The organism is Geotalea daltonii FRC-32, from assembly GCF_000022265.1.
GTDB lineage: Bacteria > Desulfobacterota > Desulfuromonadia > Geobacterales > Geobacteraceae > Geotalea > Geotalea daltonii.
This window is the reverse complement of the sequence record NC_011979.1, coordinates 1,524,153-1,542,562: the sequence shown is the minus strand read 5'-3', so window position 1 is coordinate 1,542,562 and position 18,410 is coordinate 1,524,153. Positions and strand designations below refer to the sequence as shown.

The window sequence follows — 18,410 nt, the reverse complement described above, 5'->3', positions numbered from 1 at the left end:
AGGCCATTCTCTGCAGAGGTCCGCCGATGGCGCTGAGAGTAATTACCAGCAACCGTATGGAAGTCCTCGTCGAGGAACTGGCCTCAGTGGTGAAGAGGCCCCTTGCTTCCGTCTTCGTTCCGGAGATCATCGTTGTCCAGAGCAAGGGAATGCAACGCTGGCTGGCCATGGAACTGGCAAAGAACCTGGGGGTGTGGGCCAATGCCGAGTTTCCTTTTCCCAATGCCCTCATCGATCAGCTTTTCACCAGCGTCATTCCCAACCTTACCGCCCCCCCCGAAATATCTTCCTTCCATCCAGATGTGCTCACCTGGCGCATCATGGAGGTGTTACCCGGCTATCTGGAACAGGCCGATTTTCAACCCCTGGCCGCCTATCTGGCCGAGGACCCTGCCGGACTGAAACGCCTGCAGCTGGCAGGCGTCATTGCCGATACCTACGATCAATACACTATTTATCGGTCTGACTTGCTGGCCTCCTGGGAGAATGGAGCAGCTGACGGCTGGCAGGCGTCATTGTGGCGGGAACTGGTCAAAAACAGCTCCCACCACCGGGCGTCCCTGCTGATGCAGTTTCGCCGCCAACTGGGCCGCGGGAAACAAAAACCCGTCGATCTTCCCCAGCGTATCTCACTAATCGGTATCCCCACCCTTCCACCCTTTCACCTGGAGGTCCTCACCGCCATCGCCCGGCACACCGAAGTCAACCTATTCCTCCTCAATCCATGCCGCCAGTATTGGGGCAAGATCGTACCGGAGAGGACGCTGCCCAGGATCGGCCAACAGGAATTCGATTTCAGCGGCGGAGCGGACTATTTCGAGACCGGCAATCCATTGCTCGCCTCTTTCGGCCGCACCGGAAGGGACTTCTTCGAGACTCTGATCAACGACTGCGGAGAAGTTGCCCCTGAGGAATCTTTTATGGAGCCGGACGGAAACTGCCTGCTCCACGCCATACAAGGGGATATACTAGACCTGCGGGACCGGCGCAGTGAACAGAAGAGTATCGTCTCCTGCACGGATGATTCCCTGCGCATCCACTCCTGCCACAGCCCAATGCGCGAAGTAGAGGTGCTCTACGACCAGCTGCTCCACCGACTTGATCAGGATCCATCCATGTCCCCCCGGGATATCCTGGTCATGACGCCAGACATCGAAAGCTACGCCCCCTATATCTCCGCGGTGTTCGGCAGCCCGGAACGTGCAGAGGAAAAGATTCCCTTTTCCATCGCCGACCGCAGCCTGCGCCGTGAGGGAGAAGCCGCCGAAACATTCCTCGCCATTCTCGATCTCTGCGGTAGCCGCTTCACCGTCACCCAGGTACTCGACATTGTGGAAGCAGCACCCATCCTGCGCCGTTATGGGCTAGCCACAGGCGATCTGGATCTGATCCGCCAGTGGCTGTCCGCCACCAACGTCCGTTGGGGAATCGATGCCCACACCCGTAGCGAACATGGTCTTCCCTCCTTTGGAGAGAATTCCTGGCGGGCCGGGCTTGATCGTCTCCTCCTCGGCTACGCCATGGCCGGCAACGACAACAGGTTCTTCGCCGGAATTCTCCCCTATGACCATGTGGAAGGGTCGGATACCGTCGTGCTGGGGCGGTTTCTCGAATTGTGCGAAACTCTTTTCCGGACCGCAGCCCGCCTGACAAAGCCGCGGCACCTTCATGAATGGACCGGGGAACTGCGCACGCTCATAACGACCTTCTTTGCCCCGGATGACCTGAACGATGAAGATGACATTGGCGGTTTGCTCCGGGTTATCGACCTGCTGGAGAGTTGCGGCAGCATGGCCATGTTCACCGGCGCCGTCGGGATTGAGGTGATCAGGTCCTGGGTGGGGGAAAAACTTGACCGGCAACAGCGGGGCTTCGGCTTTCTCACCGGCGGGATCACCTTCTGCGCCATGCTTCCCATGCGCAGCATCCCCTTTCGCGTCATCTGCCTTCTGGGGATGAATGATGGTGTCTTTCCCCGCCGCAACCGGAAAAGCGGCTTCGATCTCATGGCTGCAGCACCCCGACGGGGCGACCGCAACCAACGGGACGAAGACCGTTACCTGTTCCTGGAAGCGATCCTCTCTGCCCGGGAACATTTTTACATCAGTTACGTGGGGCGAAGCATCAAGGATAACAGCCTGTTGCCCCCCTCTCCCCTGGTCAGCGAGCTGATCGACTACTGCAGCAAAAGTTTCACGGTCGCAGACAGAGAGGACGATGACAAGGCAGCTGGAGATGCCCTCTGCATCGATCATCCCTTGCAGCCCTTCAGCTACAGGTACTTCTGCCCCGGCAATGGCCTGCTTTTCAGCTATAGCCGTGAAAACAGGCTGGCAGCATTTGCGGCCCCGCCGGCAGCCGAACCGGCCAGCTTTTTCACCAGGCCGCTGCCAGTGGTAACAGAGACGGTGATCAACATTACGGAGCTGGTGGATTTTTTCGCCAACCCGTGCCGACACCTGCTGCAGCGGCAACTGGGAATCTTTCTGGAACTGCGCCATGAAACCATGGAGGAAGACGAACCCTTTTCGCTGAATCACCTGTGTAAATATGCCCTGGAGCAGGAGATGGTGGCCAGGTTGGTGGAGGGGGAGGATCTTTCGGTACATCGAACCGTTGCCGCAAGCCGGGGCGATCTCCCGCCGGGGGAACCGGGGCTGGTTATTTACGACAAGCTGGCAGCGGCAGCAAGCGAATTTGCCGCTCAAGTGGCAGCCGTTGCCCCAGGACCACCTCTCCCCACGCTGGAGCTCCAGATCGAGTCCTGCGGGGTGCGTCTGGTCGGCCGCATCGAGCGCATCTGGCCCACCGGCCTCATCCATTACCGGTACGCAAAGTTGAAGGCAAAGGACAGGTTGCGCATGTGGATCGAATATCTCTGCCTGAACTGCGCCGCGCCGGAGAACTATCCACGCAGCGGCTTCCTCCTGGCCAGCGACGCCACTCTTACCGCTGCCCCGGTCTCCGACAGCCACAGCGAGCTGGCAAAATTATTGGCCCTCTACCGGCGGGGCATAGCCACCCCCCTGCGTTTTTTCCCGGAAACCGCACTTGAATATGCGAAAAAAGCCTCCGATCCGAAGAAGGCGGCAAAGGCACTGGCCGATGCAGGCAAAAAATGGCACGGCTCCGAAGACTATCCGGGAGAAAAGGATGATCCTTGGTTTCAGCGCTGCTTCGGCGAGACAGATCCCTTGGACGAGGGTTTCATGCAGCTGTCCATGGCGGTCTACGGACCGCTTCTGGCTCATCTGCGCGAGAAGAAGAGCAAAAAGGGGGCCGATAAATGAGCCCCCTGGACCTGCTCAATACCCCCATCGCCGGGCGCAACCTGATCGAAGCCAGTGCCGGAACCGGCAAGACCTTTGCCATAGCCGCCCTCTACCTGCGACTGGTTCTGGAACAACACCTGCCTGTAGAGCAAATCCTGGTGGTGACATTCACCGAGGCGGCGACCAAGGAACTCCGGGAACGGATCAGAAAACGGCTCACCGAGGCAGCAGAAGCTTTTGGTCAGGGGACAAGCACCGACTCCTTTCTTATGTGCCTGATCGGTCGCATTACCGACAGATCCGCTGCAGGACAGGCCTTGACCAACGCTCTGCGCTCTTTTGATGAGGCGGCAATCTTCACCATCCATGGCTTCTGCCAACGCATGCTCCAGGAAAACCCCTTCGAGAGCGGCTCTCTGTACGATACGGAGCTGGTGACCGACGAACGGCCGGTACTACGGCAAATTGCCGCCGACTACTGGCGCACGCACTGTTACAATGCCCCGCCTGCACTTGCAAGGACAGCCATTGAGGCTGGGCTTACCCCGGAAGCACTGCTGGAACTGGCAAGCCGGCATGCCGGCAATCCCCTGGTCAGGATACTGCCCGAACCGCAAGCCATGGTCATCACTCAAGGGGGAGTAGACTGCGACCATGCAGAGAAATGGCTGCTCGCCCTGAAAAGGGGATTTTTCGATTACCTGGCTGCAGAACTGCCGAAACGCAAGGGAAAGAAAAACATCCGTTTCTTTCAGGACCTCCTGCTGGACCTGCATGCCGCCGTGCAAACCACTGATTGTTCCCTGGCACCCATGATCAGGGAGCACTATCGGGCTGCCCTTATCGACGAGTTCCAGGATACCGATCCGATCCAGTTCAGAATCTTCGACCGCATTTATCCAGCCGGCGACACGACTCCCTTTTTCCTCATCGGCGACCCGAAACAGGCCATTTACAGCTTCCGGGGTGCCGATATCTTCGCCTACCTGGATGCCGCCAAAAGTCCCCTTGTTGGGCACTCCCTCGGGGAGAACTGGCGCTCCGAGCCACGGCTGATCCAGGCCGTTAACGGCCTTTTTTCCTCCCGAACCGCCCCCTTCGGTATGGAGGAGATACAGTTCCACCAGGTAACCCCTGCCGAACGGGAACGGGAATTATTGACTTTGGACGGCAGGGAAGATGCCGCTCCTTTCCGTTTCTGGTTTGCCGGACGCCGGGAAACGGGCAAGCCCATCAACAAGGGCGATGCCTGGCAAATGCTGACCGACGCGGTGGCCGGGGAGATTTCCCAGCTGTTGCACGACGGTGCAGAAGGGAGGCTGTGCATCGGCAACAGGCCCATCGCTCCCGGAGACATTGCCGTGCTGGTACGGGCGAATCGCCAGGCCAGGCTAGTCCAACGTGCCCTGAGCCGGCTGGGCATTCCCAGCGTCGTCTGCAGTGCCGGCAACCTTTTCGAATCGGCAGAAGCAAGGGAGGTGCTCCATTTTCTTGCCGCCGTTGCGGACCCAGCCAATGAACGGCAGGTCAGGGCAGCCCTGGTCACCGATCTGCTTGGACTATCCGGCGATGATCTGGCGGCCATCGGTGAGAATGAGCCACGGTGGGAGGCAGTGCTGGCGGAATTCAGCAGTTACCATGACCAGTGGCAGACTGGCGGCTGCATGACCATGGCCATGGGATTCATGGCTGCAAGGCAGGTGCGGAGCCGCATCCTGGCATTGTCAGATGGCAGAAGAAGACTCACCAATGTCCTTCACTGCTTTGAGGCGGTCCATGGGGCGGCCGTCTTGCATCGCCTGGGAATGGAGGGGGTAGTCTCCTGGCTGGCCGAACGGATCGGCGAAAAGGAGCAACGGGAGGAGCACGAAATCCGCCTGGAAACGGATTCAGACGCTGTGCAGCTGGTCACTATCCACAAGAGCAAGGGGCTGGAATATCAAGTGGTTTTCTGCCCCTTCAACTGGGCCGAATATGGCCGGAGGGAAAAAACCGTCACCTTCCATGGTGATGACCGGCTCCCCACCATCGACATGGGTTCGCCCGAACTGGAGGTTAACCGGCAAAGAGCAGCAAGGGAAGCCATGGCTGAAAACCTCCGCCTTCTCTATGTGGCCGTCACCCGTGCCCGTCACCGCTGCTACCTGGCCTGGGGCGCTTTCAAGGATGCTGGAAACTCCGCCCTCCACTACCTTCTTCACCCTCAAGCGACAGCCAACAACGGCCAGGTCAGCCTCACCGACGAGGAAATACTCGCCGACCTGCACCGAATAGCAGGAAATGCAGCCGGTAGCATCGCCATAGAGGCACCGTTCCAGGGGACGCCTCAACCTTATCCGGCCAAGGCGCCGCAGCCGGAAAAATGTGTCTGCCGCACCTTCACCGGCCGCATTGACCGGGATTGGCGGGTCACAAGCTTCACCTCCTTTTCATCCTCCACAAGACATGGCGCCCATGCAGCAGAACTTCCGGATCGTGATGCTGCCGCCCTTGCCAAAGGAGAAGATTACTCCGACCTGCCTGCATCCGGTATTTTCGCCTTCCCCCGGGGGACCGCCGCCGGCATTTTTTTCCATGAAATTTTCGAGAACCTTGATTTTACCGATTTCGCCACGGCCCCCGGCCTGGTTGAAGCCCTGTTGAAAAAGCATGGTTTTGCCGGGCAATGGCTGGAAACAGTGCTTTCAATGACCAGAAACGTGATCCAGACACGGTTAACGACCGATGCAGGCTCTTTTACGCTTTCCGAAATCGGGCCTGACCGCAGGCTCACCGAGTTGGAATTCTTTTTTCCACTGGCCCGGATCTCCAGCGATACTTTTCGAGAAGCGGCAGCAAGCTGGAATGACGCAGCCTCCGAGTTAAACCTGGCCGAACTGGCAGCCAAGCTGTCATTCACTCCGGTCAGGGGGATGCTGCGCGGCTTCATGGACCTGGTCCTTGAGCATGGGGGGCGCTACCACATCATCGACTGGAAATCCAACCATTTGGGCAATCGCCAGGAAAACTACGGCAGCGGGGAAATGGCCAGGGAAATGGCCGACAACCTCTATCACCTGCAATACCTGCTTTATACCGTTGCCCTCCATGGATATCTGCAACTGCGATTGGCAGATTACGATTATGATCGGCACTTCGGCGGTGTTTTCTACATCTTCCTCCGCGGAGTCGGAGATGAGAGCCGTGACAGCGGTATCTTCCAGGCCCGCCCCCCCTTTCAGCTCATTGATCGACTGTCCCGGCTGCTGGTGGAGACATTGCCATGAACAGGGAGGAAGGAATGGGCCCAGTGGCCGAGATCATGCCATTTAGCGATATGGACAGACACTTTGCCGCCTTCATGTGTCGCCTGGCTTCCAGCGATGATAAAGAGCTGTGGCTTGCGGCCGCCCTTGCCAGTCAGGCCGTCAGCAATGGCAATGTCTGCCTCGACCTGACGGATGTCTGCCAATCTGCTGCAGGTTACGAGATCGATGACCCGGCAGCATGGTCCGCCCGGCTCAGGGAGTTGCCGGTGGTGGGTGCACCGGGGGATTTTACCCCCCTGGTCCTCGACAGCGCCAACCGTCTCTACCTCCACCGCTACTGGAGCTATGAAAGCGACTTGGCCCGAGCATTACTTCGTCTTGCCGACAATAAGCCGGTTTTCGACCGGGAATTGCTCAGGGAGGGTATGAGCCGCCTGTTTCCGGAGGGCAACGCTGGTGAAACAGACTGGCAGCAGCTCGCAGCGCTGGCCTGCGTCAGCAGGCAAATTACCGTTATTGCCGGGGGGCCTGGAACGGGAAAGACCTCCACTGTTTTCCGGGTCCTGATCCTGCTCATCGAGCAGGCCACCGCCGGAAAATGCCACATTGCCCTGGCCGCCCCCACCGGCAAGGCAGCGGGAAGACTTGGTGAATCGATAATCTCGGCAAGAAGCGGGATGCCCGTCAGTGAGCATGTGCTGCAACAGATCCCCAACCAGGTCACGACCATCCATCGGCTCCTGGGGCACGTGCCGGGCTCAAGCCGCTTCAGGTACAACCGGGACAATCCCCTCCCCTTCGATGTGGTGGTGGTGGACGAAGCATCAATGGTCTCGCTGCCGCTGATGGCAAAACTGGTTGATGCGCTGCGGGACACAACCCGCCTCATCCTGCTGGGAGATCGGGATCAGCTGGCCTCGGTGGAAGCAGGGGCCGTTTTGGGCGACATCTGCAACACCGGCAGCAGCCAACGTTTGTCCAAAGCCTTCCGTGATCTGGCAGAGGAGGTAATCGGCCCTGGGGCAGCAATTGAATATGCTGACGATGCCGATGTTCACCATCTGAACGATAGCATCATCGTCCTGCGCAAAAGCTATCGTTTTGGCGCCGACAGCGGTATCGGAGAACTGGGCAGACTGGTCAATGAAGGGAATGGCGCTGCAGCCCTGGAGCTGCTGAGTGGGCAAAAATACGCGGACCTCCTTTTTCGTGAAAATACCGGCATGGAGAAACTTCAAGAAGCGCTGGCTGTCACCATAACCGATGGTTTTAGACCGTACCTGATGGCGAAAACGGCAGAGAGCGCCTTTGCCTCATTGGCCGATTTCCGCATTCTGTGTGCTCTGCGGCAGGGACCGTTCGGCACAGAGGCAGTAAATCGGCTTGTAGCAAAAATCTTGGCCGAAAAAGGCCTGATTCGCCCCCATGGGCGCTGGTATGCAGGCCAGCCGGTCATGGTGACGAGGAATGATTACAACCTCCGGCTTTTCAATGGCGACATCGGCATTATTCTGCCTGACCCGGCAGCAGACAACGAACTGCGTGCCTTTTTCACCACAACGGACGGTTCACTCAGGTCAATACTACCCCTGCGCCTTCCCGAACATGAGACCGCCTTCGCCATGACCGTTCACAAGAGCCAGGGCTCCGAATTCAGCAGAATTTTGCTGCTGCTGCCCGACCGGCATTCGGAGGTCCTCACCCGGGAACTCATCTACACGGCTCTTACCAGGGCCAAGACAGGAGTAGAAGTATGCGGTCCGGGTGATGTTTTCGTCAAAAGCTCGGCACGTAGGACGCTACGTAAATCCGGCTTGCGCGAAGCACTATGGGGCAAGCTTTAAGAAATATTTTTTTCTTGAAATTATTGCTAATAAGTATATAAATTTTAATTATTTCACCTGCGGTGCCGACATGTATCCTGTTAATCACAGACAATACAGAAGAATCGATTTCCATGCACAGGCAGCAATCCAGTGCGGGAAAACGACGATTCTCGGCGAAGTGTACAATCTCTGCAATAAGGGGATTTATATAAAAGTGCCCGTGGTGGAACAGTTGGATGAGGATAATGCATCCGTTTCCCTCTGCTTCACTGAAGGTCCGACCACCATTACCATCACCATGCCGGCAAAGGTCGTTCGCAAAGCAAAAGACGGCATCGCCTTTCATTCCCCTCACATCAACATGTACTCCATTCTTCATCTTGAGCATCTCTTCATCTACCGCAAGGGCAAACAGGATGAACTGACCGAGGATTTCTGCGAATACATCAGCTGCATTCCCCTGGCGCACAACTTCGCCCGGACAAACTAGTGTCCCGATCGGTTAATTCATTCCTTACAATTCTGGCTCTTTTGGCCCCTGGCTGCGTTGCGTCTCCTTGGCTTAGGCCCTGCCAGGCCTGCGTCGCCGCGCCTTGCCAGGAACCAAAATCCCTCAGAATTCTTGCGGTGAACTAACCGCACGGGACACTAGCCCCCTTAAGAGAGAGATCTCCTACCCCATCCATGAATTGTCCCCACCCCGTAGTGAAAGAAAAAAAGTGTCGACCTGTGGGAAAATAGTGTTACAGTTTTCCCGCAGAAATATCCCAAGGAGTTTGCGCCATGAAATACGACAGAGAAGGATTATGCCTTTCTTACGACGACCTGGGGGACGGACCGGCTGTCATTCTCATTCACGGGTTTCCGCTCAATCGGCAGATGTGGTTGCCTCAGGCAAAGGCAGTCACCGGTGCCGGATTCAGGCTGATTACCCCCGACCTGCGAGGGTTCGGCGAGAGCGAGCCGGGAACAGGCGTTTATTCAATGGATACATTTGCCGATGACCTCATTGCCCTGATGGACCGGCTGGAGATCAAGAAGGCTGTGGTCGGCGGCATGTCAATGGGGGGATATGTGCTCCTCAACCTGCTTGCCCGGCATCCAGACCGGATCATCGCCCCCTGCTTCATCGTTACCCGCAGTGGCGCAGACGACGAGGCAGGCAAGGCAAAGCGCAAGGCCATGGCCGATGATGTGAGAGCCTTTGGCGCCAGGATAGCGGCCGACATCTTCGCCAAGCTGCTTTTTGCCGAGGAGACAACCGGTAAAAAACCCGAAATGGTGGCGCAGGTCTCTGCCTGGATGCAGGCAGCAAATCCGGTCGGCATGGCTGGTGGGCTGCTGGCCATTGGAGACCGCCAGGATTATACTCCCCTGCTGGGCAGGATAACCATGCCGTCACTGGTCATCGGCGCAACCGAAGACAGGGCCATGGCTCGGGAAAACTTCGACATTCTTGTCTCCGGATTGCCCCATGCCTCCAACTGCATGATCGCCGGGGCCGGACATATGGTCAACATGGAAAAAGCCGATGAATTCAACGCCTGCCTGCTGAAGTTCCTGCAGGAACTGAAGGATGGGACGGCCAGCGGGTGCAACTGATGGAATACATGATACTGATAACCGGACTGGTAATAGCCATGGTAATATGGCTGATATACAGCTCGAAATTGAAGTACGCCCATGAGCAGGGGAAAAGGGAAACTGAAGCGGCTACGGCGGCGCTCAATGAACGGCTGCTGAACAGGGAGCAGCAGATAGGCGAACTGCGGACTGCACTTAGTAACGCCACCGGTGAAAAGGGTTCACTGCAGGCAGAACTGCAGGCAATTGCCGAAAAAAAAGCCGCCGCCGAAGAGAAAGTGAATCGCATCCCGCAGCTGGAGGTGCAGCTCCGGGCAAAAGAAGAACAACTGCAGCAGGCCTCTGATGAAAATTCCTCCCTTAAGGCAAGGCTTTCGGCCATGGCGACCCAGCTGGGTGAGGAGCGTAAAGCCACAGAGGAAAAGCTTGCCATCCTCGACGCGGCCCATGTGAAGTTATCCGACGCCTTCAAGTCTCTGTCCGCCGAGGCCCTGAACAGAAATAACCAGGCTTTTCTAGATCTGGCCAAGTCATCGCTTGAAAAATTCCAGGAGGGGGCCAAAGGTGACCTGGCGCTACGGCACAGGGCCATCGACGAACTGGTAAGGCCGATGCGGGAGTCCCTGGAAAAGGTGGATACCAAGATCCAGGAGCTGGAAAAAACCCGCATTACCGCTTATGCCGGTTTGACCGAACAGATCAAGACCATGGCAGCCGGGCAGATGCAGCTGCAAGGGGAGACGGCCAATCTGGTCAAGGCCTTGCGTGCTCCCACCGTACGCGGGCGATGGGGGGAGATTCAACTGAAGCGGGTGGTGGAGATGTGCGGCATGGTCAACTACTGCGATTTTCAGGAGCAGGAATCGACCACCACGGAAGAGGGACGGCTACGGCCGGACATGGTCATCAAGCTGCCCAACGGCAAGAATATCGTCGTCGATTCGAAGGCGCCGCTGATGGCCTATCTTGAAGCGCTGGAAGCAGCCAGCGAAGAGGAGCGCCAGCGCCAGCTGAAGGAGCATAGCCGTCACATCAGGGTCCACCTGACAAAGCTCTCGGCCAAGTCATACTGGGACCAGTTTCAGCCGACACCAGAGTTCGTCGTTCTTTTCCTTCCTGGCGAGACGTTCTTCAGCGCCGCCCTGGAGCAGGACCCGAGCTTGATCGAGTTCGGCGTCGAGCAGAAGGTGATCCTCGCCACCCCCACCACCCTTATCGCCCTGCTCCGCGCGGTGGCCTATGGCTGGAGGCAGGAGCAGATCGCCGAAAACGCCCAGGCAATCTCCGAGTTGGGCAAATCCCTTTACGACCGGATAGCCACCCTGGCCGGCCATTTTTCCGATATGCGCAAGGGACTGGAGCGGGCCGTCGAATCCTACAACAAGGCCGTGGGATCCATGGAGACACGAGTTCTGGTGACCGCTCGCCGCTTCAAGGAACTGGGAGCCTCCACCGGCAAGGATATCGACCGGGTGGAGGGGCTGGACAAGATCCCGCGCAACCTGGAGCTACCTGAGGCGATAGCAGAAAGACCTGCAGTCCCCTTCACCACCAGAGCCGATTAAACAAGTGAAGGCGCCGCCTCACTCCTCACTCCTCACCGTTGTCTCAATACCCCCTGATAGAGCTGCAGATAGCCTGCAATTTCCTTTTCCGGGGCAAACCGTTCCCTTGCCAATGTCCGCCCTGCCGCCCCGAATGCTGCACGCATGTCGGGCCGACAGACAAGCTGCTCCGCCTTCTGCAAAAACTGACGCTCGTTCTGGTAAAGAAAACCGGTTTTGCCATCGGCAATCAGTGATCGGTTCCCCTCGATGTCGGCAGCCAGCACCGCCTTGCCATAGGCAAGAGCCTCCAGGATGCTGTTGGCCATCCCCCCCTCAAAGATCGAAGTATTCAGCACCACCTCAGCCTTATTGTACAGGCAGCCCATTTCATCATGGCCGATTCCGCCAAGGTAATGGGCGAACGGGTACCCTTCAAGGGAGTCCATGACCTGTGCGGCATAGGCAGGATCAAGGACCGGCCCGGCCAGGATCAGGCGAATGCGTGGATATTGGTCATGCAGTGCCGCCAGCGGCCCGAGGGGGAAAAGCACGTTCTTTACTGGACGCAGGCCCGCCGGCAGGAGAAAGCTGAAGCTGTCGGATGAAAAAGGGAATTCTCTGGCTCGACGGCAGGGTTCCTCAGGCAGTTCCACCCCTTGGGGGATAACGACGGTGTTAGCCTCCAATTGTGAAAGATGGTTCAGCAGCCGGTCTCTTACGCTTTCGTGGAATACGACCAGTCCAGCAGCCCCATTGAGGGCGCGGAAGGTTTCTTCCCGGCGGTGGTCGATGATCGCTTCATAGATATCGGTACCCGTAAGAGTGATGACATAGGGAATGCCGTACTGCTCCTTGAGCCGGTAAGCCACCCTGCCGCCGCTATGGCCATGGAAGGCATGGATCAATTCTGGTCTTGCAGCATCGACCTCACTGCCGATCTCTTCGGCAGTCATAGCATCCAGTGAATAAACGGCTACCTCGACTCCGGCATTTGCAAGGTTTTTCTCAATTCGGCGCACGGTCACGGCGTTGCCGCGCATGAGTGGATAGTAATGGGGAGTGATAATGCCTAGCTTCATGCATCAGGCCTTTCAAAGAAACGAGTGCCACCGGCAGGATTCGCTCCGGAGGTTCAGGCTGCACTTAATATGTACTTTTCCTTTTGATTTATTGCAAGTCATTGCTGCCATGAACCCGGACAAACCCCTTGCCTGCATCGGCCAAAACATGCTATTTAATAGGCATTCCAAGGGACCTGCTATGAAATTAACGATTCTCGGCTCCGGCACCTCCACTGGCGTGCCCATGGTCGGCTGCCATTGCCCCGTCTGTTCCTCAGGTGATCGCCGGGACAAACGGACCCGCGCTTCGATCATCATAGAAAACAATGGCAAATACATTCTTGTCGACACCTCCACCGATCTGAGAAAGCAGGTAATCAGAGAGCATATTCCCCATATCGACGCCGTACTCTTCACCCACTCCCACGCCGATCACATCCACGGCATTGATGATCTTCGCGGCTTCCATTTTATCCATAAAAGGATCATACCCTGCTATGGAAGCGAAGAATCCATGAAGGTCATCGCCAGAAATTTCTCATATATCTTCAAGGGCATGGAAGCCGCCGGCTATGCACCGCTCATGGAGCAGAATATCATCAGCGGCCCCATGGACTTGTTCGGCTGCCGGGTGGAACCCATTCCACTCATGCATGGCCACATGCCGACCACCGGTTATCGTTTTGACGATGTGGCCTACCTGACCGACTGCAGCTCCATAGCCGACACCTCACGGGCAAAACTTGCCGGTCTCAGGTTGCTGATACTCGATGCTCTTCGCTACACACCCCATCCCAACCATTACAATATTGAAGGAGCACTGAAGGTGGTGGAAGACCTCCGACCTGAGCATGCTATCCTTACCCATCTTACCCATGAAGTTTCTTACTCTGACGGGGCAAAACTGCCCAGCGGCGTGGAATTTGCATATGATGGCATGTCTTTTGCTCTCTAATCCCGAGAAGCCAACTTGCAATGAAGGCTTCATTAGGCTAATATTACGCAATCCTTGGGAACGGAAGGAATTTGATGCATAACGATATTCGCCTCCATGGCTTCATCGATAAACATATTGAATATTATGCCATTGTGGCTGGAAACGATGCGCACAACCGTTTCTTTTTCAATACCGACCAGGGAGATGGAAAAAACCTCCGTTTCTTCTGCCCCGGCAACGAATTCATTATCGGCACGGAATCCATAAGCCACTACGGCAACGGCGGCTCGTTCTGCGAATACATGTTCGGCGTCGATCAGCCCATTGCCGACCTGGCCAAGGGAGACGTCATCAATCGCCTTGTCATGTACGGCACACGTTACGACAACAAGGCCGGCACCCTGAAATTCAGTGACCGCACCGACGGCAGCCAAAGCTATGAAAAAATCTTTTTTGACGGCAATGCCGTCTGCAACTATTTCTTCTGTATCAACTCCGAAGTAACCCAGGGTTCACTTGAAAAACAGCAGGAAATCATCGTCAGGCGACTGGGCAAAGCCCTGAAGAGATCCGTTTCCGTCTGGGAGGAAAATGACAACGGCATCATTTCGGAGATGTTCGACCTCCTGAACGACCCCAAGGCACAGCTCTTCCTCTTCAAGCTCATCAACAAGAAACATGAGAAATACAGCAACTTCTTCAAATCCCTCTACTTCAAGAACAAGAAGATCGCCGACGAGGATTTTGCCGGGCTGTCCGCTCTGGCTGATCAGTTCTCAATCGACCGCTATCAGCAGGAACGGATCCGCATTGACATCATGTACAAACATCCCGACAACAAGAGGATCGTCGATGAATACAAAAATATCCTCATCGCCTGCAATCGCAAAGGTGAAATCAACAAGCTGGAAAATGCGCGTCTGACCAGGCTGAAAACTCTTTCCGTCCGCAACAAGATACCCGGCGCCCTTTTCTACACCTTGGATGAAATGCTGAAAAAGGACAAGAAATTGATTGACCTGGAAGAGAACAATTACATTTCCGAAACCCGACAAATTCTCGAAGGGATGTTCCTCAGCGAACGGCAGATTGAGAATGCCATTGATCGCGACGACCTCTTGAAGCTGCTCTTCGCCAAGAAGCAAGCTGCTGAGAATCGCGACCACACCTTCGAGGAAATCCTCCTTGACGCCAGCAAAGTCTGCGACGAGAAAATCCGCGATGGCGCCGACATTCAGCTTCTGGAAGGCTTTTCCCATATCATAACTTATTTCGACCGTTACGATGCCACGTCATCCATCATCAATCAATTGGCCTTTATGGAAAATGTGCGGGTAACCGAAGATATGATAAGAAGCCTTCTGGGCAACAAGAGCGAGTTCGATGGCTTGGCCCCGGACCTGTTCGCCAGCCTTTTCCTTGCCGGCATTTTCGAAAACAAGTACCTTGGCGCCTACGGCCGGAAAAAAGTCTCAACCTTGATCAAGGGACTGAACCTTATTGAAGAGAACCGCCTTTCCATAGCGGCGCTTCTGGATCAACTGCTCAAGATCGACGAAGAAGAGAGAATATTCATTACTTTGCTGGAGCATGTGCGGGAGAGAATACGCAACTTCTACTCCAAATATGCGACTAAAGCCGATCAGGATGCCCTGAAGCGGGAAGTATGCGAAGAGCTCCACCATAAAAAGCTGCTTGACGGTCAAATTCCGGACAGGCTGTTCGATGAGACCATCCTTGCCATCAAGAAAGAGGCCATCTATCTGCACAACCTGCTGCCCACCATCATCTCCCAGAAAGACATTTCCCTGCGGGAAGACTTCCTGGAAAACTCAGGCCTTGACCGCTTCTATGTGGAAGAGCTGGAACGGGAATACTACGAGCTGAACGACCTGAACATGGAAGAGCTGTACCAGATCAGAAAAGGGCTGAACTGAAAAACAGGCCGGCAGTCATCCCCGGTTACCGTTACAGCCCGTCTGCCTTCCATAATTTCCCCCCCCTTATCGCGCTTGACTCCCCCTCCTTTTTTATTTAGAGTACCCACCTGTGTATTTTTCCTACTCAGAGGTATCTATGGAATCGTTAGTATTAAGGCTGACCAAGCTTGGTGAAAAGATCTCCGGCTTCGGCAAGGAGAATCTGGATGAGATGCTACATGCTGCAGCAGAAGGCTTTCGTCTTATGTCCGGGCAGGAGACAGTTCGCATCTACCTGGAAGACCTGACCAAGGGTGCCCTTGCCTGCGCCTACGCTTCAGGTCCCTTCAGTAGCGAGATCCGGGAGGTCACTTTCCCCATCATCTCCCGCGATGCCATGGTTTCAAGTGTCTTCGTCTCCCAGTATCCTGCCGAATTCCGCAATGCCAAGGCCACGGGTCTTAGCCTCGACAAGGGCTTCGCCGAAAAGTTCGATATCTCGGCCAGCTACCTTGTTCCCCTGACCAGCCAGGGCAAATCCATCGGCGTAATCTGCATCGACAGGCAGAACCCGGGCGAGATAGTCAGTGCTCGCGGCAAGGCAGTTCTTGGCGATTTTCAGGCCGAGATCGGCAACCAGCTCGATTCCGCCAGAAAATATCACCAACAGCTACTGCTTGCCCGTAGCGTCGAAGAGTATAAAAAACGGGAAACAGCTGCATTCATGGTGCGATCGGCGGTACGGCTGATCGACCGGCTCTCGCTCGCTTCAGTTTTAATTCCCGTGTCCGGCAAAAATGGGGACGGGGCATTGGCAATTCTCGCCAGCCATTCCGAAGAACCCGGCCTCAAGGCCCTCTATGATGAACAGGGGGCCATAGATCTGGAGAAAGGTAAATCACTGATTTCCAAATATGTGGATGACCACGGCGTCATTACCGATGACAGGCTGCTGCGCCCGATCTTCTTTGCCGACCTTACCCAATACAGCTTGCAGAAACGAGCCCTCACCGAGCAGATGGCGCTTCGTTCGCTCTATGTGGTCCCGCGTTTCGATCCGGAGACGCGGCGGCTGATCTGCCTGGTTAATTATTTCACCCGTGATCTTTACCGTTTTTCCGAGTTTGAAATGGGTCTGCTCCAGACCCACGCGGAAATGGTGGAAAGCGTCATCAACGAAATCGGCAGCGAGCATCTTGAAATCCGGGTCCTGGCGGAGATTACCGACCTTCTCCAGGAGCGGAATGAGGAACTGCAGCCGTTCCTGACCAAGGTCCTCTCCAAGGCTACGGAACTGATCGGCGCCGATACGGGCAGCATCGCCATTGTCGAAGAACGGGAAGGGGAGCGCTGGCTGGTTGTGGAAGATGAAGAAGGCAATATCATAGGAGCAAAGAATAAGGAATGGCTGAAGAAATATATCCCCCCCTTCAAGATCGGTGGACCTGAACTCCCACCCGACGAGCGCAGTCTGACCGGTTACGTGGCCTGGTCGAAGCAGCCCAAGATCATCGCCCATATCGAAGACGAACAGCGTAGCGGCGGCTTTCACCGCTCCATGAGCGACCTGATCAAAAGTGAAATTGCCGTACCGATTATCAGCGGCGAAGAACTGACAGCCGTCATCTGCCTGAATTCGTTGAAGCCGGCCTATTTCACTGAGGAACACAAGCGGATTCTGCAGATTATCGACCGCCTTACCTCCCATCACATTTCGGATATTCAGCGGATCGAACGGCTGCAGAATGAAGTGACAAGGCTGCAGAGTGATGTGGCCTACAAGGACCCGCAGGTCTCATCGTACCGGCTGGGCAACATCATCGGCAACAGCCGCAAATCCCAGGAGATAGTCGAGTTCATCAACACTGTCTCAGGGCCGATCTTTAACCGCATTGCCCTCTGGAGCAAGAACGTCCTGCAGGAAGCAACAATCGGCCTTCCCTCTATCCTGGTCCTCGGCCAGACCGGAGCCGGCAAGGAATTCTTCTTCAACAACCTGTACAACAAGCTCAACGAGCTCTATCGCCAGGAAATCGACCCGGCTGGCGAGCTGCCGGTGAAGAAGACCAACATTGCCGCCTACAGCGGTGAATTGACCTATTCCGAACTGTTTGGCCATAAAAAAGGCGCCTTCACCGGGGCCTACAGCGACCGCAAGGGCATCCTGGAAGAGACCGGAGGGGGCATCGTCTTCCTGGACGAAATCGGGGATGCCGATCTGAAGACCCAGGTCCAGCTCCTGCGTTTTCTGGATAATGGCGGATTCGTCCGCCTGGGAGACAACCAGGAACGGTTCAGCAGGGTTCTGGTGGTGGCAGCCACGAACAAGAATCTTCAGGAAGAGATCAGCAGGGGAAATTTCCGCGAGGATCTCTACCACCGGTTGTCAGAGCTTTCGGTACGGGTTCCGTCCCTGAATGAACGGCGGGAGGACATCCCAGACTTGGCAATCCACTTCCTGGGCAAGCTCTACCGCACCTACCGGGGCAAGGATGAGCCGAGGGACGATGCCCCTTTCCTCACTGAAGAGGCAAAACAGGTGCTGGTCAAGCATAACTACAAGGGCAACATCAGGGAGCTGAGAAGCATCCTTCTCCGTGCCCTCTTCTTCCGGACCGGGCAATCGCTTGGCGCAGCCGATATTCGCAGGGCCATCACCGATGGTATGCGCGAAGTGACGACCCAGGCCACTACCAAACTCACAGTAGAGGTGACCGACGAGATTCTATCCAAGATCGCCCATGAAGAGGATTTTTGGACAGCCGTCTATGAACCATATTCCCAGAACCTCATTTCTAGGGATGTGGTGAAACAGGTTATCGAAAAATCCAAGACGGCCGCAGGCAAAGGCATGCCGCAGCTTGCCCGTTATCTGAAAGCAATTGAGGGGGATATCAATAATGATGAAGAAGAGCGGCGCCGCTTCTTCAAGTTCAAAAATTTCTTGTACAAGACGGTGAAGATATGAGGGAAACTTCCACTGGAGCAATAGCAGGTCGAGATTAAAAATCTGACG

The 18,410-nt window shown here is 55.9% G+C and carries 10 protein-coding genes; 9 read left to right on the top strand and 1 reads right to left on the bottom strand.

Features of this window, described 5'->3' with window-relative positions:
- Positions 1–26 precede the first annotated feature (26 nt).
- From recC to rmuC, 6 genes are all read left to right on the top strand, one after another.
- Entirely contained in the window at positions 27–3,290 is a 3,264-nt protein-coding gene (recC, locus tag GEOB_RS06930; RefSeq protein WP_012646479.1) for an exodeoxyribonuclease V subunit gamma, read from the top strand.
- Positions 3,287–6,538 (top strand): exodeoxyribonuclease V subunit beta, encoded by a 3,252-nt coding sequence (gene recB / locus GEOB_RS06925; protein ID WP_012646478.1) that lies wholly within the window; start codon positions 3,287–3,289, stop codon positions 6,536–6,538. The genes recC and recB overlap by 4 nt, the downstream gene beginning before the upstream one ends.
- Positions 6,535–8,364 carry an exodeoxyribonuclease V subunit alpha gene (gene recD, locus GEOB_RS06920; RefSeq protein ID WP_012646477.1) on the top strand — a complete coding sequence of 610 codons (1,830 nt, stop codon included), beginning with the start codon at positions 6,535–6,537 and terminating at the stop codon, positions 8,362–8,364. Before recB ends, recD begins: the two co-directional genes overlap by 4 nt.
- A gap of 70 nt (positions 8,365–8,434) precedes the next feature.
- The gene (locus GEOB_RS06915; RefSeq protein WP_012646476.1) at positions 8,435–8,836 is read left to right on the top strand and encodes a PilZ domain-containing protein; all 402 of its coding nucleotides are present in this window, start codon (positions 8,435–8,437) and stop codon (positions 8,834–8,836) included.
- Between the two features lie 293 nt (positions 8,837–9,129).
- Complete coding sequence (locus tag GEOB_RS06910) at positions 9,130–9,948, top strand: alpha/beta fold hydrolase (RefSeq protein ID WP_012646475.1); 819 nt, start codon at positions 9,130–9,132, stop codon at positions 9,946–9,948.
- The gene (gene rmuC, locus GEOB_RS06905) at positions 9,948–11,495 is read left to right on the top strand and encodes a DNA recombination protein RmuC (protein ID WP_012646474.1); all 1,548 of its coding nucleotides are present in this window, start codon (positions 9,948–9,950) and stop codon (positions 11,493–11,495) included. Before GEOB_RS06910 ends, rmuC begins: the two co-directional genes overlap by 1 nt.
- 32 nt (positions 11,496–11,527) lie before the next feature.
- Here the strand turns inward: rmuC and GEOB_RS06900 are convergent, their stop codons facing one another.
- Complete coding sequence (locus GEOB_RS06900) at positions 11,528–12,556, bottom strand: GPMC system family 4 glycosyltransferase (protein ID WP_012646473.1); 1,029 nt, start codon at positions 12,554–12,556, stop codon at positions 11,528–11,530.
- A gap of 181 nt (positions 12,557–12,737) precedes the next feature.
- On the opposite strand from GEOB_RS06900, the gene GEOB_RS06895 reads away from it, so the two are divergent.
- The 3 genes from GEOB_RS06895 to GEOB_RS06885 all read left to right on the top strand — a co-directional run bounded on the left by GEOB_RS06895 (position 12,738) and on the right by GEOB_RS06885 (position 18,362).
- Positions 12,738–13,493 carry a GPMC system MBL fold metallohydrolase gene (locus GEOB_RS06895; protein ID WP_012646472.1) on the top strand — a complete coding sequence of 252 codons (756 nt, stop codon included), beginning with the start codon at positions 12,738–12,740 and terminating at the stop codon, positions 13,491–13,493.
- A 74-nt stretch (positions 13,494–13,567) separates the two neighbouring features.
- Positions 13,568–15,412 (top strand): TIGR04442 family protein, encoded by a 1,845-nt coding sequence (locus GEOB_RS06890; protein WP_012646471.1) that lies wholly within the window; start codon positions 13,568–13,570, stop codon positions 15,410–15,412.
- A gap of 139 nt (positions 15,413–15,551) precedes the next feature.
- On the top strand, positions 15,552–18,362 hold the full coding sequence (locus GEOB_RS06885; RefSeq protein ID WP_012646470.1) for a GPMC system transcriptional regulator: 2,811 nt from the start codon (positions 15,552–15,554) through the stop codon (positions 18,360–18,362).
- Positions 18,363–18,410: the final 48 nt, after the last annotated feature.

Coding starts and splice junctions, on each gene's coding strand:
- GEOB_RS06885 (WP_012646470.1), top strand. CDS start 15,552: ATGGAATCGTTAGTATTAAGGCTGACCAAGCTTGGTGAAAAGATCTCC.
- recC (WP_012646479.1), top strand. CDS start 27: ATGGCGCTGAGAGTAATTACCAGCAACCGTATGGAAGTCCTCGTCGAG.
- GEOB_RS06900 (WP_012646473.1), bottom strand. CDS start 12,556: ATGAAGCTAGGCATTATCACTCCCCATTACTATCCACTCATGCGCGGC.
- recB (WP_012646478.1), top strand. CDS start 3,287: ATGAGCCCCCTGGACCTGCTCAATACCCCCATCGCCGGGCGCAACCTG.
- GEOB_RS06890 (WP_012646471.1), top strand. CDS start 13,568: ATGCATAACGATATTCGCCTCCATGGCTTCATCGATAAACATATTGAA.
- GEOB_RS06910 (WP_012646475.1), top strand. CDS start 9,130: ATGAAATACGACAGAGAAGGATTATGCCTTTCTTACGACGACCTGGGG.
- rmuC (WP_012646474.1), top strand. CDS start 9,948: ATGGAATACATGATACTGATAACCGGACTGGTAATAGCCATGGTAATA.
- GEOB_RS06895 (WP_012646472.1), top strand. CDS start 12,738: ATGAAATTAACGATTCTCGGCTCCGGCACCTCCACTGGCGTGCCCATG.
- GEOB_RS06915 (WP_012646476.1), top strand. CDS start 8,435: ATGTATCCTGTTAATCACAGACAATACAGAAGAATCGATTTCCATGCA.
- recD (WP_012646477.1), top strand. CDS start 6,535: ATGAACAGGGAGGAAGGAATGGGCCCAGTGGCCGAGATCATGCCATTT.